This window comes from Rickettsia massiliae MTU5, assembly GCF_000016625.1.
Classification (GTDB): Bacteria; Pseudomonadota; Alphaproteobacteria; order Rickettsiales; family Rickettsiaceae; genus Rickettsia; species Rickettsia rickettsii.
Genome location: NC_009900.1, coordinates 312,376 through 331,526, shown reverse-complemented (window position 1 = coordinate 331,526; position 19,151 = coordinate 312,376). Strand labels below are relative to the sequence as shown.

Sequence of the window (19,151 nt, the reverse complement as noted above, 5' to 3'; positions counted from 1 at the left end):
ATCGTTTAGCTGTTGATACTTGTGTGATTTTTGCTATTATTCTTTTCACTTAAGTAATTAATTATTACAACCTGAAAATAATTAGATTTTACTTTCTATCTTTGCAGCCAATATAAAGTCGTTTTCCGTAAGACCGTCGATTTTATGAGTCCATATTTCTACACTACATGCTCCCCAAGATATAGTTAAATCGGGATGATGTGCTTCCTGCTCTGCAATTTCAGTTATCTTATTTGCAAATTCCATAGCTTTTATAAAATTAGAAAATTTATATTTCCACTCACTTTGTAATTGAACTAATAACTTATCAATTTCTTTTTTCTCAAGTGGCGGAACTCCACCCTCACATGGTATGCATCTTTTCTCACTTAATACTGTCATAGTTTTTTCTATATCAAAGTTAAAATATTGATCTTTATAAGGCTCATCTGCAAGTGTATAATGCCACTACTCAATTTTACATGCTTTAAAATTATGTTTTTGCATCTTAGAACGTACATAATTACGTTTTGCTAAATATTGCTTATCAATTAACTGTCATGAGGTAAAGCTTCATCAAATAAGTCAAAAGAAGTATACATGTCTACCGTATTGTCACCTAAATAGGATTATAACACGCTCGTCTTTCAGCTTTCTCTTAATGACTTCAGAATTATTATTACTTCTGAAGCTTTATTATTGATCAATCTACAGTACTACACCCCTACTATGACTAGAGCTTTCAGCTATATAACCTAATATAAAACATTTAGACGTATCTTATATATATGGGTAAAAGCTTTCCTTATTTTTTGATCAATACTATCTTTGCTCCATCTTAAAAAATGTTGTACAGCTTTTTGTGGTCTATATGCATCATATATAATCAGCGAATAACCATCTTTTTGTATCTCAGCTTGTACTGCTTTAAGAGCCTTAACAGCTTCTATGGTTACTTCCGGTGCTTTATAACCATCTACCTTTTTACCAACAAAATTTTCATCTGAATAATAATGCATATTTTGAATAATTGTAGGGTCGATATCTTGCAGATACACGAACCCTTTAGGTAAGGACTTAGCATATATTGGAAGAAAGCTCATAAATATAAAAATTAAACTTGTTAAACTCAACCACTACCGGCTGAGAGCCGGTAGGTTGATGATAGGCACTAGAAGTGCCGTAGAGTTTAAGCTAAAGCTTATTCCAATCTAATGTTAGAAATAGAAGTTGGTTTATGAGCTTCTGTATGGTTATTTATATACTCATTAATTACTTCATCTGTGATATGACCACTTGTTGTACTAAAATAACCTCTTCCCCAAAAATGCTTCCCCCAATATCTCTTTTTTAATTCTGGGAATTCTTGTTGTATTCTACGTGCAGTTCTACCTTTTGCTCTTTGTACAAATTCACTTACTGCTATATTAGGAGGTATCGATACTAAAATATGTAAATGATCAGATGATATCACCCCATTTACTATCCTAATATTCATTTCCTCTGAAACTTGAGCTATGATTTCCCTAATCCTTTCTTTGATAACTTGGGTTAATACTTTATAACGGTATTTTGTTATCCATACTATGTGATACCTGTGATAATATACCGTATGTTTCCCTTTTTCATATTCTGTCATAGTCATCCTATAAAATAAGTCCTACTTACTTATTTTATATAAGACGACTATGACTTATTCAAACTAAAGTTTCTCCACCTGAAGGTGGAGGTTTGAACCATCAGCTGGATAATCAATTTCATAAAATGCTAGGCTTTGTAAAGATTTCTAATTGATTTGTTATTTTGAGATATTTTATAAAATAGACTTCTTACATAATCTCTTGCTAAAGGTAATTTGTATGTCGATCCGGTACTCGAATCCTTACATAGATTTGGCTACGCTCCGGTTCTATGTTCCGCGCTTCCTTCAAATTCCTCTTTATAAAATAGGTTATGCAAGAAGTCTAATATTTATCTTATACAAAATTTTATTAAACACTATGGGATTGTTAACAGCACTATAGTAAACTCAACCCCATTTTGTGACAGGCACGAAGGTAGAGCCTATATCTATATATATAATAGACGAGAGGATGAACAACGAAGCACACAGTTCAAATCAGAGTTTACTATAGAACTGTCAAAAAGACGAATGAATGGTAGCGAGGGAGGGATTTGAACCCCCGACACACGGATTATGATTCCGTCGCTCTAACCAGCTGAGCTACCCCGCCAGGGGAAAAGTGTTTACATAATTTGTTAAGAAGTGTCATTCTAGATAAAAGCGGTTGCATGGCTTGGAAAATGTACTGAGTGTCATACCGTGGCTTGACCACGGTATCCCCATCCCCCAAAAAAATAACTTAAAATACTAATAATGTAAATATTTTAAGCTGGATCCTACGCCCACGATCAAGTCGCGGGATGACAATAAAAAATTGATCCATGCAACAATTGACTAGCAACTTCTCAAATTTTATCTTAACGTTTAGAGAATTGTGTTTTCTTACGTGCTTTACGTTGTCCGTATTTCTTACGCTCTACTACCCTAGAATCACGTGTTAAAAGACCGCCTTTACGCAAAATAACATGAAAATCCGGAGCAGATTTATCTAAAGCTTTAGAAATTCCATGTAAAATAGCACCTTTCTGTCCTGAAATTCCTCCACCTCTAACAGTACAAATTACATCATACTGATCAATAGTTTTTGTTAAGACAAACGGCTGTAAGATAGTTTTCACATAAGTTTCAGAAGGAAAATACTGGGCTATTGTTTTTTTATTAACAACTATTTTTCCTTTTCCTACTTTAAGCCATACTCGTGCTATAGCATTTTTTCTTTTACCTGTAGCATAAAACTTGCCTGAATTATCTATTTTTTCTTTAGGAGTTTTTAATACTAAAGGTTCTTTAGTTAACTGCTTTTCTACTTTTTCTGTTTTAATTTTTAACTCGGGCATATTCTATTACTTTTTATTTTTTGGATTTTGGCTTGCAAAATCATAAACAGTAGGTTGCTGTGCCATATGAGGATGATCACCATTTGCATAAACATACAAATTACTCATTTGCTTCGCACCTAAAGCATTTCTTGTAATCATTCTTTTTACGGCCATTTTAATAACTCTCTCAGGGTATTTACCACTTAAGATTTTACCTGCCGTAGTATCTTTTATCCCACCTGGAAATCCTGTATATCTGTAATATATTTTTCCGTCTTTGGGATTCGCTTTTTTACCTGTTAATTTTACATGCTCCGCATTTATTATGATTATATTATCACCACAATCTAAATGAGGTGTAAAGCTAGGCTTATGCTTACCGCGTAGCATATTAGCAACTCTGCTAGCGAGTCGTCCTAGCACAATATTTTTTGCGTCTATGACCCACCATTTCTTTTCAATTTCCGATGGCTTTGCCGAGTAAGTTTTCACAATAGTATCTTTTTAATTAGAATTTAAAATTAAAGAATCAAACAACATGTTTAATAGCATTAATACCCGCTATCTGTCAAGCTAAATATAATTTATTTACTTCCGAATATTATTTTTCTATCGGTAGAAAAATATAAATTATTATTTGCTCTTAGCCCATAATAACGAATATTTTTTATAATTTTGACAATATGAGGTATCATGTTTAATCCATTATTATCAACATCAAAACTATATAAAACACCATTAACGGAAATAACATTTAAACTTCGCTCATTGTTATTATCAACTCCAACAAAAGGTACTAAAAAAGCAGCAGATTTTAGTTTCTTAGGATCTTTTCCATCATTTAAATCAGCTACAAACTTTACTTTCCCTGTTTCAGGATTAAATGCTGCTATTTGTCTAGCATTATTTGTTACAAATAGGCTATTACCGATTAAAGACATTGATTGAATATCCTCGGCATTTACCTGCCAAATCACACTGCCGGTTGCTACATTAAGCTTAATAAGCTTACCAAGACCGGTTGCTATATACAGATTCATATTATCATGAACGGGAGTACATAAAATACTTGATTCGTCAAAATTCGGTATAGCTGTACGATCATTAAGATTTGCAAACTCAAAATTCCATTTTACTTCACCGTTTGTTATATTTAAGGCAAGTATTTGCCCGGAATTATAAGTTACTATTACATTATCATACTGTACGATCGGCGTCATAAAATAACTAGCCGACAAAACTTCCGCTAGACTTTCATGTTCCCATACGGTTTTTAAAGTTTCTGCATTTAAAGCAATAGTTTGATTACTGATAGTTTGCACTAAGACAGTATTATCATTGAGCACAATAGGCTTAATTCTAATAATATCCGGAAGTTCTTTTCTAATTATTTCATAACCTGATTTTGCATCTAGCACTACTAACAACCTTGAACCGTATGTTACGTATAATTTTCCGTTATGGTGTAAAATTCCGCCGCCTATATAATTATCTTTTTTATGTCTACTTAAATTATAAGACCAAATAATCTTATTTTTCTCTATAGAAAATGCAGAAATATTCGCTCTAATATCCAATGCATAAATCATATCGCCTATAAAAACCGGCTCGGTAATCGTTTTGCTTCTAGCGAAACTATACTGTTTATTCTTAAGCATATTTGCATTAAATGCATATATATTTGCATTAGAATCTAAATATATAGGCTCATGAGTCTGAATTGCTAATTTAGGAGTCAACTCAACAATATTTTTTACCCTTTTTGGTCCAAGCCCGTTACATGAAATTAAAATAAACGGTAATAACAGAAGTGCTATTTTTTTTGTCATATTTTTCCTTAAGTACGAATTATGATTTATTTAAATTTACAAGCAATGCTTTAGCCTGATCTTTTATTAGATCAGATACATTATTTGAAATTAATAAATTTTTTAGATTTTTTTCTGCTTGCGGTTTCATATTATTCTTAATATCCCACATAGCTTTTATAATAGTTGCTGTAGCCCAAAAAGGTTTTTTCTCGTCATCAAAATAGTTTAAATATTTGGTCAATTTCTCTTTATCTTGAATATCTAGATTTTGATCATCAATAACAAGACCACACCATGAAATACGTGCATAAGAAGTAGAAATTTCAGAATATTCTTTATTTTCAATAATTTTATTAAGCAGGTCTTTCGCTTCTGAATATTTTTTTTCTGAAATCTTTATGGCTACTTGTGCTAATGCAGCTATTTCTTTGATTTTAGTATTACTAGTAGTAACTAAATTCTCTAAAGTATTAAAAACTAATTCTTCATTATCTTTTGTTGTTTTCAAACCAACAGTCTTAACAAGAATATCTCCGTTTTTTTGGTTATTTTTAATTCTTTTATCTTTATTATTATTAATAACAACCATTATAGTAATAGCTATTATAGAAATGATTATTATTATAGGTAAAAGCTTTTTGAAAAAAATTAACCTTTTTTCTTCATTTTGATCACTCAGTACTTCATCCAAAATATCAGTCATATTTTATTATTTTTATTTATTTTTACAGCCAAATTTAATCTTAGCATCTTCTGCCATTTTCTTGGATGCGGCAGTTCTATTAGTTGGAAATTCGTTATCAAACTTAGCAAGCATATTACATGCTTCCTGAGTTTTTTTTAGTTCGCCTAAGGAAAGCGCTAACTTCAATAACCCATCGGAAGATTTTGCCCCTTTCGGTGACTCTTTATAGCCTTTTAAATAGTTAACCGCTGCCCCGTTATAGTCTTTTTGTTTAAAAAAGCATTCCCCATACCAGAAATAAGCATTACTAATTAGCGAACTGTTAGGATATTTTTGGATAAAATTTTTAAACTTATCTTTTGCTTCAGTCAGTTTATTATCTTTATAAGCAGCAAGAGCCAAATCGTAAGCTTGCTTATCAGGAGCTATATCCTTATTAACCGCAATAGGTTTTTTAGGAGCATTATCCAGCATATCTTTAAGCAAAGCTATATCAAAAACATCTTGTTTTTTTGAATCACCGGCTTCTAAAACTTCAGTATTTTCTTCTTGATTTGCAATATTTGAGTTCTGCGTTAGCATATCAATTTTATGCTGTAAAACCTCAACTTTACCAATTAGCCTTCTGATTGCTTGTTCCTGTTCATCTAGTCTATTTTCAAAATCATTATTTGCTGCATATTTTAAAGGCTTTCCTTTAATAGTTTCGCTTTCTCCGAAAGAAAACATAGAAAATAAAAAAGTAAATAATAAGACAATTAGTTTCATATATTTTTTAAAAATTTATAATTTTTTTATAATACCGAAAAATTTTTAATATTCCACACAATTTTTTATATTTCAATACTACCGTCATATGTAAAAGTTATTGTTATGGTGGTACCTTCATTTATCTTACTTTGCAAATCAAATTTACCGTTCATAAGTTCAACCAGCTTTTTAGTAAGCGGCAACCCAAGACCAGTACCTTCATATTTTCTACTAAGCTCACTATCAATTTGACCGAACACCGATAAAGTTTTTGGGATATCTTTTTCCTCAATACCGATACCGGTATCTATAACTTTTATATATACTAATTTTGCTAACTCATCTTTTTCAAGTGCAATAGTAACACTTCCTCCGGAATTTGTAAATTTCACGGCATTTGATAAAAGATTTAAGAATACTTGTTTTAGCCTTTTTGGATCAGCCTTTATAACCACATGCTCTTTCGGTAATCTACTAATTAAAGCCACTTCGGCTTGATCGGCACGAGGCTTAACAAGTATAAGCGAAGAACTAATTAATTTATTTAAATCAAGATCCATACTATCTACTTTTAATTTATCGGCAGAAGCTTTAGAAAGATCTAAAATATCATTAATCATACTAAGCAAATGCTTACCGGCATCATTTATATCTTTAATATAATTTTTACTTTTTTCTGCATCTCTTTCCGACATAAGAATTTCCGAAAAGCCTATTATAGCATTAAGCGGTGTACGCAATTCATGACTAATATTAGCAAAAAACTTTGTATTTGAAGAGCTGGTTTTTTCTACTTTTACTATTCGAGCTTTTAAATTTCTATTTGTTTCAAGCTGCTCCTCAATAATTTGTCTAGCATAGTTAGTATTACTAATAATTATAGTGCAGAATATTATAAAAATAATGATAAAAGTTATAAAAACCTTTTGCTCAAGAGAGGTTATATTTTGCCACTGGCTGGTAATATTAGTGTTAATCTCCAATACTGCAGCTACGGGAAAATCTAAATTATTATCTATAACAGGGATATAGCTAGTAACAAAAGAAGCCTCTTCCACTGTTAAATCACTTTCATTTTCTATTACTACCCTTGGTAATAATATATGACTTGTAATACCTTCAAAAGCATCTCGAAGCGGAGCTTTTGAAGTAAAGGATTTAAAAAAAAATTTATCGATTTTTGCGGTAACCATCTCAACCAAACTATCATCTTTATAATTGTCTACACTATACATATGTAACATATTACTAGTGATGAATTTATTACCTTTGAGATCGTAGAGAGAAATATTAATATTAAGACTGGTGAACCATTGAGCGGTAATCTTTGCAAAATTAATAAAATCTTGATCTTGTAATAGTTTTAAATAACCGAATTTATGTAATTTATTGATTACGTTCTGATGAGTATTCCAAATATTATCAGTGTAAAGTTCTACAATTTTAGTATGTTCCAAAGCCACTTGTTTTACTATCATTTCTTTTATCATAAAATAACGATAAAACATCATATTTATGACAATATTAAGAAACAATATAATGAATGACAATCTTACTATATACTTATTATGGTTCATTATAAGACCTAGTAGTTATTTTTAGCTCAACTGATGTCATCCCTGCGGAAGGCTTGCTTGCATACCAAATCGTCATTGCGAGTGACTAAAAGGAGCGTGGCAATCTCATAAACCAGGGTTCCTGAGATTGCGTACGTACACAACTTACAGTTTTTCCGTAGCTTATGACGAAGAATCTATCCATGCAGCAACACCGAAAATGATATTATCCTTCCTACTTATCTTCTTGTTTAACTTTCTCTTTTGTTTCCAGCTTCTTATTAATAATCAACCCTGTAATTACATCATAAGCACGAGCAAATTGATAATCTTTTTTGTATAATTCCGATAATTCATTCTCTTCTTGTTTATTATTTTTGGCTTTTGTTTCTTTTGTGCTATCTTTGTTTTTTTCATTATCATTCTTCAAATAATTTTTTAAAGAACTCTCAGAAAAACGCTTATCTATTTTTTTCACTTCTGGATACTCAACTTTCGCCGGCTCAATTAAAATATCAGGCTCTATTCCTTCTGCTTGAATAGAACGACCGCTTGGGGTGTAATATTTAGATATAGTCAGTTTTACGGCAGCCCTAGAATTGATTTGCGTTAAAGCCTGAACTGATCCTTTACCGAAAGACTTAGTGCCAAGTATTATTGCTCTTTTATGATCTTGCAAAGCTCCGGCAACTATTTCCGAAGCAGAGGCAGAATTACCGTTTATTAAAACTATCATAGGTACTTTGGGAGCTTTTAACGAAAACTCATTTGCTTTAGTTTCGCTATTACTTGATGTAGTTCTACCTTTTGTTGTTACAATTACACCGGAATCAATAAAATAATCACTAACGGCAATAGCTTGATCGAGTATACCTCCAGCATTATTACGTAAATCTAGAATTATACCTTTAAGGTCATCTTTACTCTCAGTTTTTAACTTCTTTACTGCTGCCTTCAGCTCAGAAATTGTTGACTCATTAAAAGTAGTTATACGTATATATGCAATATTATTTTTTTCTAAATGTGCTTTTATCGGCTTGATTTTTACTATTTCGCGAGTAAGCTCTAGCTCTTGCGGTTTTGCCTCTTCTTCCTTAATTATCAACAATTTAACCTTAGTACCAGGCGTACCACGCATCTCTTTTATAGCTTTATTAGGACCAAGCGTAGAGACTAACTCGTCATTCACGCCTACTATATAATCCCCGCCTTTAAGCCCTGCTTTGAAAGCCGACAAATCGTCGATAGGCGATATTATCTTAATTGCTCCGCTATCATACATTATTTCAACACCGATTCCGCCGAATTCACCTTTTGTAAAAGTAAAAATATCTTCTAAATCCTCATCGGTATAATAGCTTGAATGAGGATCAAGTGAGTTTAACATACCGTTAATTGCTTCATCTATCATTTTTTGCCTATCTGGTACCTGTACATAATCCTTTTCGATACGTTCAAATACGTCTTGAAATTGCTTATAAGCTTCCTGATTTGATATTTTATTTTCAGTTTCTTTTTCTCCTTCTGCAAATGCACAAATAGAATTTATAATAAAAAATAGTGTTATAATTAAACGTAATAACATAATACTCCAAATATGTGTGTTTTTTAAGTAAAACGTCATTGCGAGGAAAATTACGAAGTAATTTGACGAAGCAATCTCTGGATATTTGACGAGATTGCCGTGTCGCCTACGGCTCCTCGCAATAACGATTAAATATCCAGCTCACTAATAATTTTATCCATTTTAACTAAAGCCTGTTCATAAATAAATTGAAATCTTTTCTCCGGCTTTTTACCCATTAAATCATCTACTATTTTATCGACATTTTGAAAATCTTCTAAAGTTACCTTTAAAAGCGATCTTTTCTCCGGATGCATAGTAGTTTCCTTTAATTGTGCAGGCATCATTTCACCGAGACCTTTAAACCTACCTACTTCAATTTTAGCTTTACTAGCTTTTAATAATTTATCCGTTAACTTAGCTTTTTCCTCTTCATCGCCTGCATAATAAGTTTTATTAGACTGCGTTAAACGATAAAGCGGAGGCTTAGCTAGATATAAATGCCCCTCTTCTACCAATTTCGGCATTCGTAAAAAAAAGAAAGTCATTAATAGCGAAGCTATATGAGCACCATCAACATCTGCATCAGTCATAATAATTATTTTTTCGTAACGCAGATTTTCTTTTTTATAATTCTTTAAACTACCACAGGCAAGAGCTATTTCTAAATCTTGTATTGCTTGATTATTAACAATTTTCTCAAGCGTAGAACTCGCAACATTTAGAACTTTACCCCATAGCGGTAATACTGCTTGCGTTTCTCTATTACGTGCTTGTTTTGCAGAGCCTCCGGCCGAATCACCTTCTACAATAAATAATTCCGTCCCTTCAGGTGAAGTGCGTGTGCAATCGGCAAGTTTACCGGGTAAACGTAATTTTTGAGTGGCATTTTTACGGGAAATATTTTTTTCGTTTTTCTTACTGATTCTAAACTCAGCAATGCTAATTACATGCTCAAGTAAATTAGTAGCTAAAGCTTTATCTCTACTAAGAAAATGGTCAAAATGATCTTTTATTATATTCTCGACCGGTTTACTTACACCGTTTGATACTAATTTTTCCTTAGTTTGTCCTTGAAAAGACGGCTCAGCTATAAAAATAGAAAGTACGACACTTGCGGTTTCTAAAATATCCTCAATAGTTAGATTAGCAGCTTTTTTATTCCCTATCATTTCACCATATGCTTTAAGACCACGTAAAATAGCCGACTTAAGTCCTTGCTCATGTGTTCCTCCTTGAGGAGTCGGAACAGTATTACAATATGATTGAATAAATGCCGAACTATCGTTATTTTGCCAACAAATCGCCCATTCAAGTTTTATCCTGTCCGGCGTAGACCCTATATTACCTGCAAAAATTCCCGGAATAACTAAATTATCTAAAGTTATTTTTGAACTTAAATAATCTTTTAAACCGTTCGGGAAACTTATTAATGCCTTTTTAGGTATATCTGACGGTACTTCTACTTCGCATACCCATTCTATAGCAACACCGCGATATAAATACGCTTTTGACCTTGCAAGCTCATAAATCTTTTTAGGATTAAAATGTAATTTTTCACTAAAAATTTCCGGATCGGGAGTGAAATTTATTGATGTACCTCTTAGCCTTTTAGATGCTTCTTCACATATTAAATCAGTTAATTTTTCTCCTTTAGAATAACTTTGGCTATATAATTTACCTTGTTTATAAACCTTTATTTCTAAATGTTTAGATAAAGCATTTACTACCGATATTCCAACACCATGCAATCCGCCTGCAGTATGATAAACATTATTTGAGAATTTACCTCCTGAATGAAGAGTAGTTAAAATTACTTCTAAAGCTGATTTGTCAGGAAATTTAGGATGATGATCAATAGGGATACCGCGACCGTTATCAAATATAGTAATACTATGATCATGATGCATTTTTATCGTGATGATACTTGCAAAGCCGGCGACTGCTTCATCCATAGCATTATCCAGCACCTCAGATACTAAATGATGCATAGCATTTGAATCAGTACCCCCGATATACATCCCCGGTCTTTTACGAACAGGCTCAAGCCCCTCTAATACTTCAATATCTTTTGCACTATAGTTATTATCGACTAGCTTATTTTTCTTTTCTTTGTTAAAGCTGAATAAATCGCTCATATATTAGAGATTTAATTAATTATTTTCTCTCCTAAATTAAACTATTTAACATAGAAAAGCAATTAAGCTTTAAAGAAATTGTTTGAAAATTCTACGTCATTGCGAGGCAAAACTGTAAGTTTTGACGAAGCAATCTCAGGATTTTATACTATTTCATGAGATTGCCACTCTCCTTACAGTCGCTCGCAATGACGATAAAAATAATCTTATCAATTATATCCCTTAGCTTTGATTAACATACAAGCTATGTTAGCGTTTCCTTGAGCTAATGCAACATCTAATGGATATTGGCACTCATTATTTAGAGTAGAAATTTTAATACCTCGTATGACCAAAAATTTTGCTAAATAGTAATTATCGTTATAAATAGCGGCAGTTAGTAATGCCTCACCGCTTCTACCTTTTTCTTGCAATATAGGATAAACGTCAAGTAACGCACGCAACCCAAAAAGATTGTTGCTATCCACTGCTCTAAAAGCATTCTCTACTGCACTACTATAAGATAGATTGGCATAAATATCTTTCTTTTTATTTATATCATTATCATATTTAATAAAACTCTCTACAACTTTTCTTCTTTCGGTACTTGCTATCCATTCTTCTTGCTTTTGGAACAGCTCTATATATGCATACATATCCATCTGCTCTAAAGTCGCCTGCTCTGTTAGTTTACCAAGAACTATATCATCATCAGGTAAAAGTAACATTTGTGTTTCATCTTTAACAAATTTTGTTACCAACTCCGATGTTTCATTATTTACGTTATTATCTTGTTTTTGAATCGTGACATTTGGAGAGCTTACCGGAGGTGATTTCTCTTGATTATTTGTAGTTTGATTATTATTAATTTGCTTCTCTAAAGGCTGAAGTTGATTCGGCTTCACTACAACAACGGGTATAAGCGGCATATTCCAATCTTGGTTTTTTGAAACAGCCACAAATGTCTCTTGCGAGTTATTGAGTTCCGCCGAAGAATCGGTTGTAGGAACTACTTGAGACGGAGTAGTAACGGGTGTATTTGGGCTAGTCGGTGTTATAGGCTGTGTAGAAGGTTGATTTGTAGGCATTACCGGAGGTGCAGGTACATTACTAAGTACTGCAGGAGGTACTGTTGTCGGCATAGTACTTGATGTAGTATCTTGGGTTACCGGCGGGCTAACTACAGGCGGAGAAACAGCGGGCATATTAGGTATAGAGGGCGGTGCTATCGGTGCTACGCTTTCTTCCTCTTTATTAGCATCAGGAGGGGGATTAAGCGGAATAGGCTTATGCACAGGCGGCAAATTGGTTGGTTTATATATTTGCACCGGTCGCTGCGGAGGCACTACATAACTTCCTGCTTGAGCCGGAGGCATAGATACTATCGGTCTCGGTACGTTAGGAGTGATAATATTAGAAGCTAAATTTGTATCACTATGCTCATTAGAAGCAACTTGTTCTTCATGCATTTCATTACTTGTAACACTAGGTAACGTTGCACTACCAATATCTATAAAAGGTTCAGATGCCTCGGCTTCATTAGATTCCTGCATGTCATGAGAAGCTAAATTTACACTACTTTCATGACTGGGATTTGTATGAACGTTATCACTTGTAGCACTAGGCAATGCTGTATTACCGACATCTATAAACGGCTCAGCTTGTTCATTGTCATTAGGCTCTTGGGAAGCTAGCTTTAGTTCTTCTTGATGGGCTGCTTTAGTTTGTTCATTTGCTTGTTTAGGGGGTATATCTTTCTTTTTTGATTTACTAAAAAATTGCTTAAATTTATCAAAAAAAGAAATATCGGCACTAGAGCGAACATCCTTATCTTTAGTATCTACTGCGACAACCGGTAATGATGGCGGCAAGGGCGGAGGTGAAGCATAACTTTGAACTGTCACTAATAACAAATTTATAAAAAATAATATCTTACATAATTTATTTAACATATAATTCCTTATTAAATAATTTATTTGATAGCAGGAGGTTGTTCGATGTCATTCCCGCAAAAGCGGGAATCCAGGGTAAAGCAAGATAAATCGAGCTTTTAATATTAAAAACTTACTGTGTATATACCTTTTAATTGCTGGATTCCCGCTTCCGCGGGAATGACATAAACGAGCCATACACCTCCCCCCGCTTTTAGCTAGCAATGACATTCACTCCCCTACCTCTTACTATTCTGCACCAATTTCTTTATCTCAATCTCTACTAACTCTTTAACAAGTACAGGTAGATTTTTATCAAGCCAAGCTTTAAGTTCTGGTTTTAACATCTCAACGACTAATTCTTCAAGTGCATTTTTAGATGAGATATTATTATCCAGCTTTTTATCTTTAATAGTATCGGTAAAATTTTTAAAAATATCACCTACCTCTTCAGCAGATTTAGTTGATATTAACTTTTCTTCTTCATCTTGATTTACTATTTCCGTTAGCTCTAATACATCTTCATTTTCATGAATAGGATTTTTACGCTCGTTTATTACTCCTTTAATCGATTTTAATATGTCTTCTATCGACATGTCTTGGTTCTTTTTATTTTCCTTACTCACGTTAGAAACCTATAAACATTTTCTTTTTAATAGTCTTAAACTCTTCTTCAGGACTAAAATATTTTACTTTAAGTTTTAAACGTTGAGCCGTTAGCTCGCCGGTTAACAATTTCATTTGATATGCCGCAAGTACTGAAGATTTATACGCATCCACACGAGTTATTTTGGCTTCGTATAATTTTTCTTCGGCAGTTAAAACATCTAATATTGTTTTAGATCCGACTATTTCCTCTTGCACAGTACCATCATATGATATTTGAGCAGCATCCACTCCTTGATTAGCGGCAACAATACGAGATTTTGCTGCTTCAAATCCCTCCCACACGCTTACAACCCCTGCTTGGGTCTGCTTTATCGCACTATCAAGTTGAACTGCACTATTTCTTGTTTGATTTTTAGCCGATCTGATTCTTGAATATTGAGCTCCTCCCTCAGGATAAATAGGGATATTTACCGAAAGAGTAGTAGTATAGCTTCTATTATTTATAGCATTTATATCATCTTGTGGATTGTAGTGTGTTCTACCGGATTGCAGTTGCACACTTACTTGCGGTAATAATTTCCCTTTTTCTGCCATTTCTAAAGCTTTAGCCGAAGTTACATTATGCCTTGCTGAATCAATATCAGGATTGAGCTTAGCAGCTCTTCTGGTTAACTCATCTAATGAAGCAGGTAACATTTTAGGTAACTCAGGCATAGTTATATTAGTCGGCTCTATTCCAAATACTCTAATAAAATTTGCTTTTTTTCCTTGAAAATCGGCATAAGCAGCTAGTTTATTCGTTTCTGCTGCCGCAAGCCCCGCTCTTGCGGTTGCTATATCTACTTCCGTTGCTTCTCCAAGTCTTAATTTTTCCTCAACGGTGTTAACTTGTTGTATGTTAGTGCGAACTCTACTTTCGGAAATATCATATTTCACTTTGCTCTCAACACAATCAAGATACGCAGTTATTAAATTTAATAATATTTTTTGTTCACCGGCATAATATGCACCCCGTGCGGCTCTAAATCCTGCTTGAGCAGCTTTAAGAGCCGCAACGCTAGAACCACCATTAAATAGAGACTGTTGAATTGTTAATGCACCTTGATCACTATCTGTTTTCCTTGGAGTAAGACCAAGCCTATCAGCATATTTTTTATTATATTTAGTCTTATTATTTTGTCTATTAATCTGTAATCCGGCACTAGGCATAAACCCCGAAAAAGCTCGCGGAAACTGCTCAATCGAGCCTAAAAACTTAATTCTAGCAGCTTTCAGCTCCTCATTATTCTTATATCCTTCAGTTAAAGCTTCCTGCAAATCAACTGCTGCAACCGAACTAGTTAGTAATAATGTAACAATAAATGTAGTTAATTTACACATAAATTTCTTGAATAATTGATAATATGTTAGTTAGATTAGTTTAATCTTTCAAGAATATACCTATATCCTAATAAAACAATATAAATCTATTGTAGCAATGTTAGCACGTAATATAACAAAAATTAATCTCAAGGGCAATGATAACTATTTTACATTTTATTTTACGGTTATAAAGCTTTAAGATTAATTAATATTTGATAACAAAATAATAAATTTTATGTCTATAATTGATTCTTCTAGTTTCAGCGGATTAAATAAAGAACAACAAGAAGAACTACAAAGACTTTTAATAAAATTAAAAGGTTTTACAAAAGCTTTGAAAATGAATGTAAAAGATTTAGAAGATCATTTATTTTATATTTTACAAAATTCTTTAAATGAATTATCTCACACTGAAAATATCGATGTAGCGAAAATAGAAAAACTTTTTAATAGGACATCCAAGAATCTATAACTACTTTATCTGAAGCGCTTGAGACAGCATATCAAGAACAGTTAAAAACAAAAGATATCTTTTTATTTGACGGTTATTGTAGAAAAATGTTTAAATGTTTTAGAACAAATTTTAAAATTTCAAAAAGAATTAGATAAACTCTATCCTGGAGCTTCTAAAAATTATAGAATCATTAGATAATATATTAGTCGGGGTTATATCGACTCAAATACCGATGCTTGGAATATTTATACAAACAAGCGGAATACTTGAAAAAGTAAATAATCTTATTGAATCTGAAAAATTATTGCCAAAAATAACAAAATTGCATAATGATATAAAAGAAATAAGGGAAGAGGCTAAATCTCATGAGAAGCTTGAAAACATCTATGAAAAAGCCAAAAAAGTTGCCACAATTTCAGAAATATCAAAAGAACCGCCTTGAAAAATTATTGAAATAGCAAATAAAAACCCTAATAACCAAACTTCACTAGAGAATGTTGTAAAAGCTGCTAAAGCTATACCAAAAAGCAAAGATGAAGTAGAAGAAAAAATAACAGAACTAAAAAGTAATATTGAAAGTGCAATTCCACAAGATATAAATATTGACAAATTAAACTCTGTAAACAATACTATTTCTGGTAATCTAAATGAAGCTAAAACAGAATTATTAAAAGTATTAAATCCGGAAGCTTCTTGTGGCGAAAAGATAGAATCCTTATGTAAAGCAGCAGAAAAAGCTACGGGAATTGCAAGCGACATAAAAAAAATAGTAGAGTAATACCAGGAAGTAAAGAACTCGGAAATGTTATAAGTCTAACAATAAAAACTAACTTATTACCACCTCCGGTCTTAGCAATTGCAAAGCTAACTCCTGATATAGCTAACTTAGTTAATGCAGGTAAAGCAGTGGTTACTATACTTGCTAAAACACACAACTTAACTCAACAACAAGGAAGAGCAAAGATAGTGTCTAATTCTAATACTCATATTTTAATTGCCATAGGTTGCTTAGCATTATTATTAATATTTTTAATGTATAAGAAAATAGCAGCACGTAAAAAAAATATATTACCTGCTGAAGGAGGTAATATTGATGATTCGCCAAATGTTGCCCTTAATAGTCAAAAACCAGAAAATAAAAAGCTGACATTACAAGAAAGAATAGAACTATCTTGGAAATTCCTTTATAACATCACGGAAGTTATTTTAAATAAATTCTCTAAAGAAGATGTTATTCAAGTGAATAAATGCGGTCAAGTTTTATTTGAAAATGGCGTTAGATATGAACATGTAGTCGATCTTGCAATCCCTCAAGTTAAGTCTCATACTCAAGCAGTTGAACAAGAACAATCTAAAGAAAAAAAAGCCTTAGGGGTATAACTCTTTTCTTTGAAAAGTAGTATTTTATACTTTTCTTTAAAGCATGTTTAAAATCAATTATGTTTTTTATCCTTTACTTATATACTAATATAACTATTTAGGAGTTTATTCCTAAATAGTAAGCTTTTTTCACTCCAATTAAGTTAGATTATAAAAGGCAGCATTCTTAGCTAAATAGGTAAATTTTATTTAAACTATGTCTAATATATATCTTGTTACTATATCGTTTAATAAAAGTAAGCAATTCTTATTAAAGGATTACGGAAAGGCTTGGCATTTACTTTGTAGTTTTATCGGTTCTTTATACCAAAACGGTAATATATTAAATAATGGAGATTTTTTTAGTCCTACAAAAATAAATTGGTTTTTTATGCAGTAATTCCTAATAAAGATGCTTTGCATGCTTCACATTTAAGCTATCATGCATTGAAAGAGAAAGATGAATTAGAAGAGCAATTGGGCGTAATAATTAGTTATAAAATAACAGCAGACTAAGACTATGTTAGTGAAACACCTATTGATATCGAAAAAAATATTGAAAATGCAAAATTTCTCTATTTATATCCTATTTCATGGTCAAAAGCTTATGAAGAGCAGCTTGTATTACGTACAGATGAGGGGAGATATCTACCTTTATATATAATAAATGATAAAGACCGATATCTCGGAGGCACAATTACTTCTTGGCAAAATGATTATGCGGCGGCTTACAGCTTATGGCTTTCAAGCTATAAACATTAGAACCTTTAATGGAAAAACAATTAGCAGAATTAGATAGTGATATTTCTCTATAAAAGGAAGAAAAATTAGTAAGCGAATACAAAAATGTTTAAAAAAGAAAGTTTTTTATCCTATAGCAGAACCGGTATCAGGAAACTCCTATGCACGTTCTAATTATTCAAATTGTCCATCTTGTAAAAAAGATTGACAATTCAAAACAACATTTCATGAAATATTTGATTATAAATGTAATAAATGCCTTTTATTAGGTTATGAACTTCATAGTTAGCTTTTTGTTGCCTAGAGATACCTTACATATTCTTAATAAACACCGGTTTAAACAAATCCGTTAACTTGATGCTCCCAGAGTTCCTTAAATGCCGTCTTCTACGATCTTGCCTTTATTCATAACAATAATTCTATCCATATGCTTGATAGTAGATAATCTGTAGGCTATAGCAATTAGCGTTACATTCTCAATATCAAGCATGGTATTAATAGATTTTTTTGCTCTGTATAACTATCAAGGCGTGAAGTTGCTTCATCTAAAACCAAAATCGGAGCGTTTTTAAGAATAGCACGGGCAATTGCTATACGTTGCCTCTGTCCGCCACTTAGCTTTACTCCTCTCTCACCGACAATGGTGTTATATTTTTCCGGTAAACTTTCGATAAATTCATGGATATTTGCAGCTTTGGCGGCATTTTCTATTTCCCAAGGCAAAGCATTCTCTTTTGCATATCCGATATTCTTACCTACTGAGCGATGAAAAAGCATAATATCTTGAGGAATTAATGATATCTGCTCCCACAGGCTGTTAGAGGAAGTATCGTAAAGGCTTTGGTTATCAATTATAATATCACCAATTCCGACTTTAAAATTTTTCAATAATAATGCAGTTAAAGTGGATTTACCGCTACCTGAATGCCCGACAATACCCACTTTCTCACCGGCTTTAATATGCAAATTAAGAGACTGGAATACACTACTCCCCTCTTTATAAGCAAACGATATATCCTTAAATATAATCTCCCCTTTGAAGATTTTTAATTCAGCAGCATTTTCTTTATCTTATAGTATCTTGTGGGATTTGCATGATTGTAAAGGCGGAGCGAAACGCTGCTATATCTTCTAAAAAGTCTTTAAGTTCCATAGTGGCATGCCACGAATTTTCAGTAACTAAAAAAGTAAGGGACATAATAAAAGCAATATCGCCGATACTAATTTCACTAAGATTACGTAAATGAATTACATACAAAAATACACCTGTTAAATATACCCAATATACTA

Annotated in this window: 18 protein-coding genes, 1 tRNA gene and 3 pseudogenes; 3 read left to right on the top strand and 19 right to left on the bottom strand. The window is 32.5% G+C overall.

Features of this window, described 5'->3' with window-relative positions; all coding sequences use genetic code 11:
• Nucleotides 1-81 precede the first annotated feature (81 nt).
• From RMA_RS01740 to RMA_RS01670, 17 genes and pseudogenes are all read right to left on the bottom strand, one after another.
• A complete protein-coding gene (locus RMA_RS01740) occupies nucleotides 82-381 on the bottom strand; it encodes a 4a-hydroxytetrahydrobiopterin dehydratase (RefSeq protein ID WP_041404558.1) in 300 nt (99 codons plus the stop codon).
• A 66-nt stretch (nucleotides 382-447) separates the two neighbouring features.
• Nucleotides 448-581 (bottom strand): annotated as a pseudogene (locus RMA_RS10640) (peptidase M15).
• 153 nt (nucleotides 582-734) lie between these two features.
• Entirely contained in the window at nucleotides 735-1,082 is a 348-nt protein-coding gene (locus tag RMA_RS10635; protein WP_238375526.1) for a M15 family metallopeptidase, read from the bottom strand.
• 98 nt (nucleotides 1,083-1,180) lie between these two features.
• Nucleotides 1,181-1,618 (bottom strand): IS200/IS605 family transposase, encoded by a 438-nt coding sequence (gene tnpA, locus RMA_RS01730; RefSeq protein WP_041404948.1) that lies wholly within the window; start codon nucleotides 1,616-1,618, stop codon nucleotides 1,181-1,183.
• Between the two features lie 518 nt (nucleotides 1,619-2,136).
• Nucleotides 2,137-2,213, bottom strand: a tRNA-Met gene (locus tag RMA_RS01725).
• 247 nt (nucleotides 2,214-2,460) lie between these two features.
• Nucleotides 2,461-2,940, bottom strand: coding sequence for a 30S ribosomal protein S9 (gene rpsI, locus RMA_RS01720; protein ID WP_012152555.1), 480 nt, complete (start codon nucleotides 2,938-2,940; stop codon nucleotides 2,461-2,463).
• Nucleotides 2,941-2,946: 6 nt separating this feature from the next.
• On the bottom strand, nucleotides 2,947-3,414 hold the full coding sequence (rplM, locus tag RMA_RS01715; protein ID WP_014408336.1) for a 50S ribosomal protein L13: 468 nt from the start codon (nucleotides 3,412-3,414) through the stop codon (nucleotides 2,947-2,949).
• Nucleotides 3,415-3,506: 92 nt separating this feature from the next.
• On the bottom strand, nucleotides 3,507-4,751 hold the full coding sequence (locus RMA_RS01710; RefSeq protein WP_041404557.1) for an outer membrane protein assembly factor BamB: 1,245 nt from the start codon (nucleotides 4,749-4,751) through the stop codon (nucleotides 3,507-3,509).
• Nucleotides 4,752-4,770: 19 nt separating this feature from the next.
• Entirely contained in the window at nucleotides 4,771-5,436 is a 666-nt protein-coding gene (locus tag RMA_RS01705; protein WP_012152552.1) for a DUF2659 family protein, read from the bottom strand.
• 12 nt (nucleotides 5,437-5,448) lie between these two features.
• The gene (gene ybgF, locus RMA_RS01700) at nucleotides 5,449-6,186 is read right to left on the bottom strand and encodes a tol-pal system protein YbgF (RefSeq protein WP_041404556.1); all 738 of its coding nucleotides are present in this window, start codon (nucleotides 6,184-6,186) and stop codon (nucleotides 5,449-5,451) included.
• Between the two features lie 65 nt (nucleotides 6,187-6,251).
• Complete coding sequence (locus tag RMA_RS01695) at nucleotides 6,252-7,745, bottom strand: sensor histidine kinase (RefSeq protein WP_041404555.1); 1,494 nt, start codon at nucleotides 7,743-7,745, stop codon at nucleotides 6,252-6,254.
• Between the two features lie 214 nt (nucleotides 7,746-7,959).
• The gene (locus RMA_RS01690) at nucleotides 7,960-9,309 is read right to left on the bottom strand and encodes a S41 family peptidase (RefSeq protein ID WP_041404554.1); all 1,350 of its coding nucleotides are present in this window, start codon (nucleotides 9,307-9,309) and stop codon (nucleotides 7,960-7,962) included.
• A gap of 128 nt (nucleotides 9,310-9,437) precedes the next feature.
• Nucleotides 9,438-11,426 (bottom strand): DNA topoisomerase IV subunit B, encoded by a 1,989-nt coding sequence (gene parE / locus RMA_RS01685; protein WP_012152548.1) that lies wholly within the window; start codon nucleotides 11,424-11,426, stop codon nucleotides 9,438-9,440.
• Between the two features lie 209 nt (nucleotides 11,427-11,635).
• The gene (locus RMA_RS01680) at nucleotides 11,636-13,357 is read right to left on the bottom strand and encodes an ankyrin repeat domain-containing protein (protein WP_041404553.1); all 1,722 of its coding nucleotides are present in this window, start codon (nucleotides 13,355-13,357) and stop codon (nucleotides 11,636-11,638) included.
• Nucleotides 13,347-13,567 (bottom strand): annotated as a pseudogene (locus tag RMA_RS10630) (hypothetical protein). The gene RMA_RS01680 and the pseudogene RMA_RS10630 overlap by 11 nt, the downstream one beginning before the upstream one ends.
• A gap of 8 nt (nucleotides 13,568-13,575) precedes the next feature.
• A complete protein-coding gene (locus tag RMA_RS01675; RefSeq protein ID WP_012152546.1) occupies nucleotides 13,576-13,962 on the bottom strand; it encodes a DUF2497 domain-containing protein in 387 nt (128 codons plus the stop codon).
• Nucleotide 13,963: 1 nt separating this feature from the next.
• Nucleotides 13,964-15,325 carry a TolC family protein gene (locus RMA_RS01670; protein ID WP_012152545.1) on the bottom strand — a complete coding sequence of 454 codons (1,362 nt, stop codon included), beginning with the start codon at nucleotides 15,323-15,325 and terminating at the stop codon, nucleotides 13,964-13,966.
• Nucleotides 15,326-15,542: 217 nt separating this feature from the next.
• Here RMA_RS01670 and RMA_RS11900 point away from each other — a divergent pair.
• The 3 genes and pseudogenes from RMA_RS11900 to RMA_RS09790 form a co-directional block, all read left to right on the top strand.
• A pseudogene (locus tag RMA_RS11900) lies at nucleotides 15,543-16,730 on the top strand (hypothetical protein); the annotation flags it as partial.
• Nucleotides 16,728-17,141 (top strand): DUF2660 domain-containing protein, encoded by a 414-nt coding sequence (locus tag RMA_RS01660; protein WP_014366108.1) that lies wholly within the window; start codon nucleotides 16,728-16,730, stop codon nucleotides 17,139-17,141. The pseudogene RMA_RS11900 and the gene RMA_RS01660, both read left to right, overlap by 3 nt.
• A gap of 196 nt (nucleotides 17,142-17,337) precedes the next feature.
• The gene (locus RMA_RS09790) at nucleotides 17,338-17,520 is read left to right on the top strand and encodes a hypothetical protein (RefSeq protein ID WP_187145921.1); all 183 of its coding nucleotides are present in this window, start codon (nucleotides 17,338-17,340) and stop codon (nucleotides 17,518-17,520) included.
• Nucleotides 17,521-18,329: 809 nt separating this feature from the next.
• On the opposite strand, the gene RMA_RS01645 is transcribed toward RMA_RS09790, so the two are convergent.
• Entirely contained in the window at nucleotides 18,330-18,827 is a 498-nt protein-coding gene (locus tag RMA_RS01645) for an ATP-binding cassette domain-containing protein (RefSeq protein WP_041404552.1), read from the bottom strand.
• A gap of 100 nt (nucleotides 18,828-18,927) precedes the next feature.
• On the bottom strand, nucleotides 18,928-19,119 hold the full coding sequence (locus tag RMA_RS01640; protein ID WP_041404551.1) for a hypothetical protein: 192 nt from the start codon (nucleotides 19,117-19,119) through the stop codon (nucleotides 18,928-18,930).
• Between the last annotated feature and the right edge of the window lie 32 nt (nucleotides 19,120-19,151).

Excerpts from the sequence above, each read along its gene's own strand:
- RMA_RS01740 (WP_041404558.1), bottom strand. The coding sequence starts at position 381 with ATGACAGTATTAAGTGAGAAAAGATGCATACCATGTGAGGGTGGAGTT.
- RMA_RS10635 (WP_238375526.1), bottom strand. The coding sequence starts at position 1,082 with ATGAGCTTTCTTCCAATATATGCTAAGTCCTTACCTAAAGGGTTCGTG.
- tnpA (WP_041404948.1), bottom strand. The coding sequence starts at position 1,618 with ATGACAGAATATGAAAAAGGGAAACATACGGTATATTATCACAGGTAT.
- rpsI (WP_012152555.1), bottom strand. The coding sequence starts at position 2,940 with ATGCCCGAGTTAAAAATTAAAACAGAAAAAGTAGAAAAGCAGTTAACT.
- RMA_RS01710 (WP_041404557.1), bottom strand. The coding sequence starts at position 4,751 with ATGACAAAAAAAATAGCACTTCTGTTATTACCGTTTATTTTAATTTCA.
- RMA_RS01705 (WP_012152552.1), bottom strand. The coding sequence starts at position 5,436 with ATGACTGATATTTTGGATGAAGTACTGAGTGATCAAAATGAAGAAAAA.
- ybgF (WP_041404556.1), bottom strand. The coding sequence starts at position 6,186 with ATGAAACTAATTGTCTTATTATTTACTTTTTTATTTTCTATGTTTTCT.
- RMA_RS01695 (WP_041404555.1), bottom strand. The coding sequence starts at position 7,745 with ATGAACCATAATAAGTATATAGTAAGATTGTCATTCATTATATTGTTT.
- RMA_RS01690 (WP_041404554.1), bottom strand. The coding sequence starts at position 9,309 with ATGTTATTACGTTTAATTATAACACTATTTTTTATTATAAATTCTATT.
- parE (WP_012152548.1), bottom strand. The coding sequence starts at position 11,426 with ATGAGCGATTTATTCAGCTTTAACAAAGAAAAGAAAAATAAGCTAGTC.
- RMA_RS01680 (WP_041404553.1), bottom strand. The coding sequence starts at position 13,357 with ATGTTAAATAAATTATGTAAGATATTATTTTTTATAAATTTGTTATTA.
- RMA_RS01670 (WP_012152545.1), bottom strand. The coding sequence starts at position 15,325 with ATGTGTAAATTAACTACATTTATTGTTACATTATTACTAACTAGTTCG.
- RMA_RS09790 (WP_187145921.1), top strand. The coding sequence starts at position 17,338 with ATGTCTAATATATATCTTGTTACTATATCGTTTAATAAAAGTAAGCAA.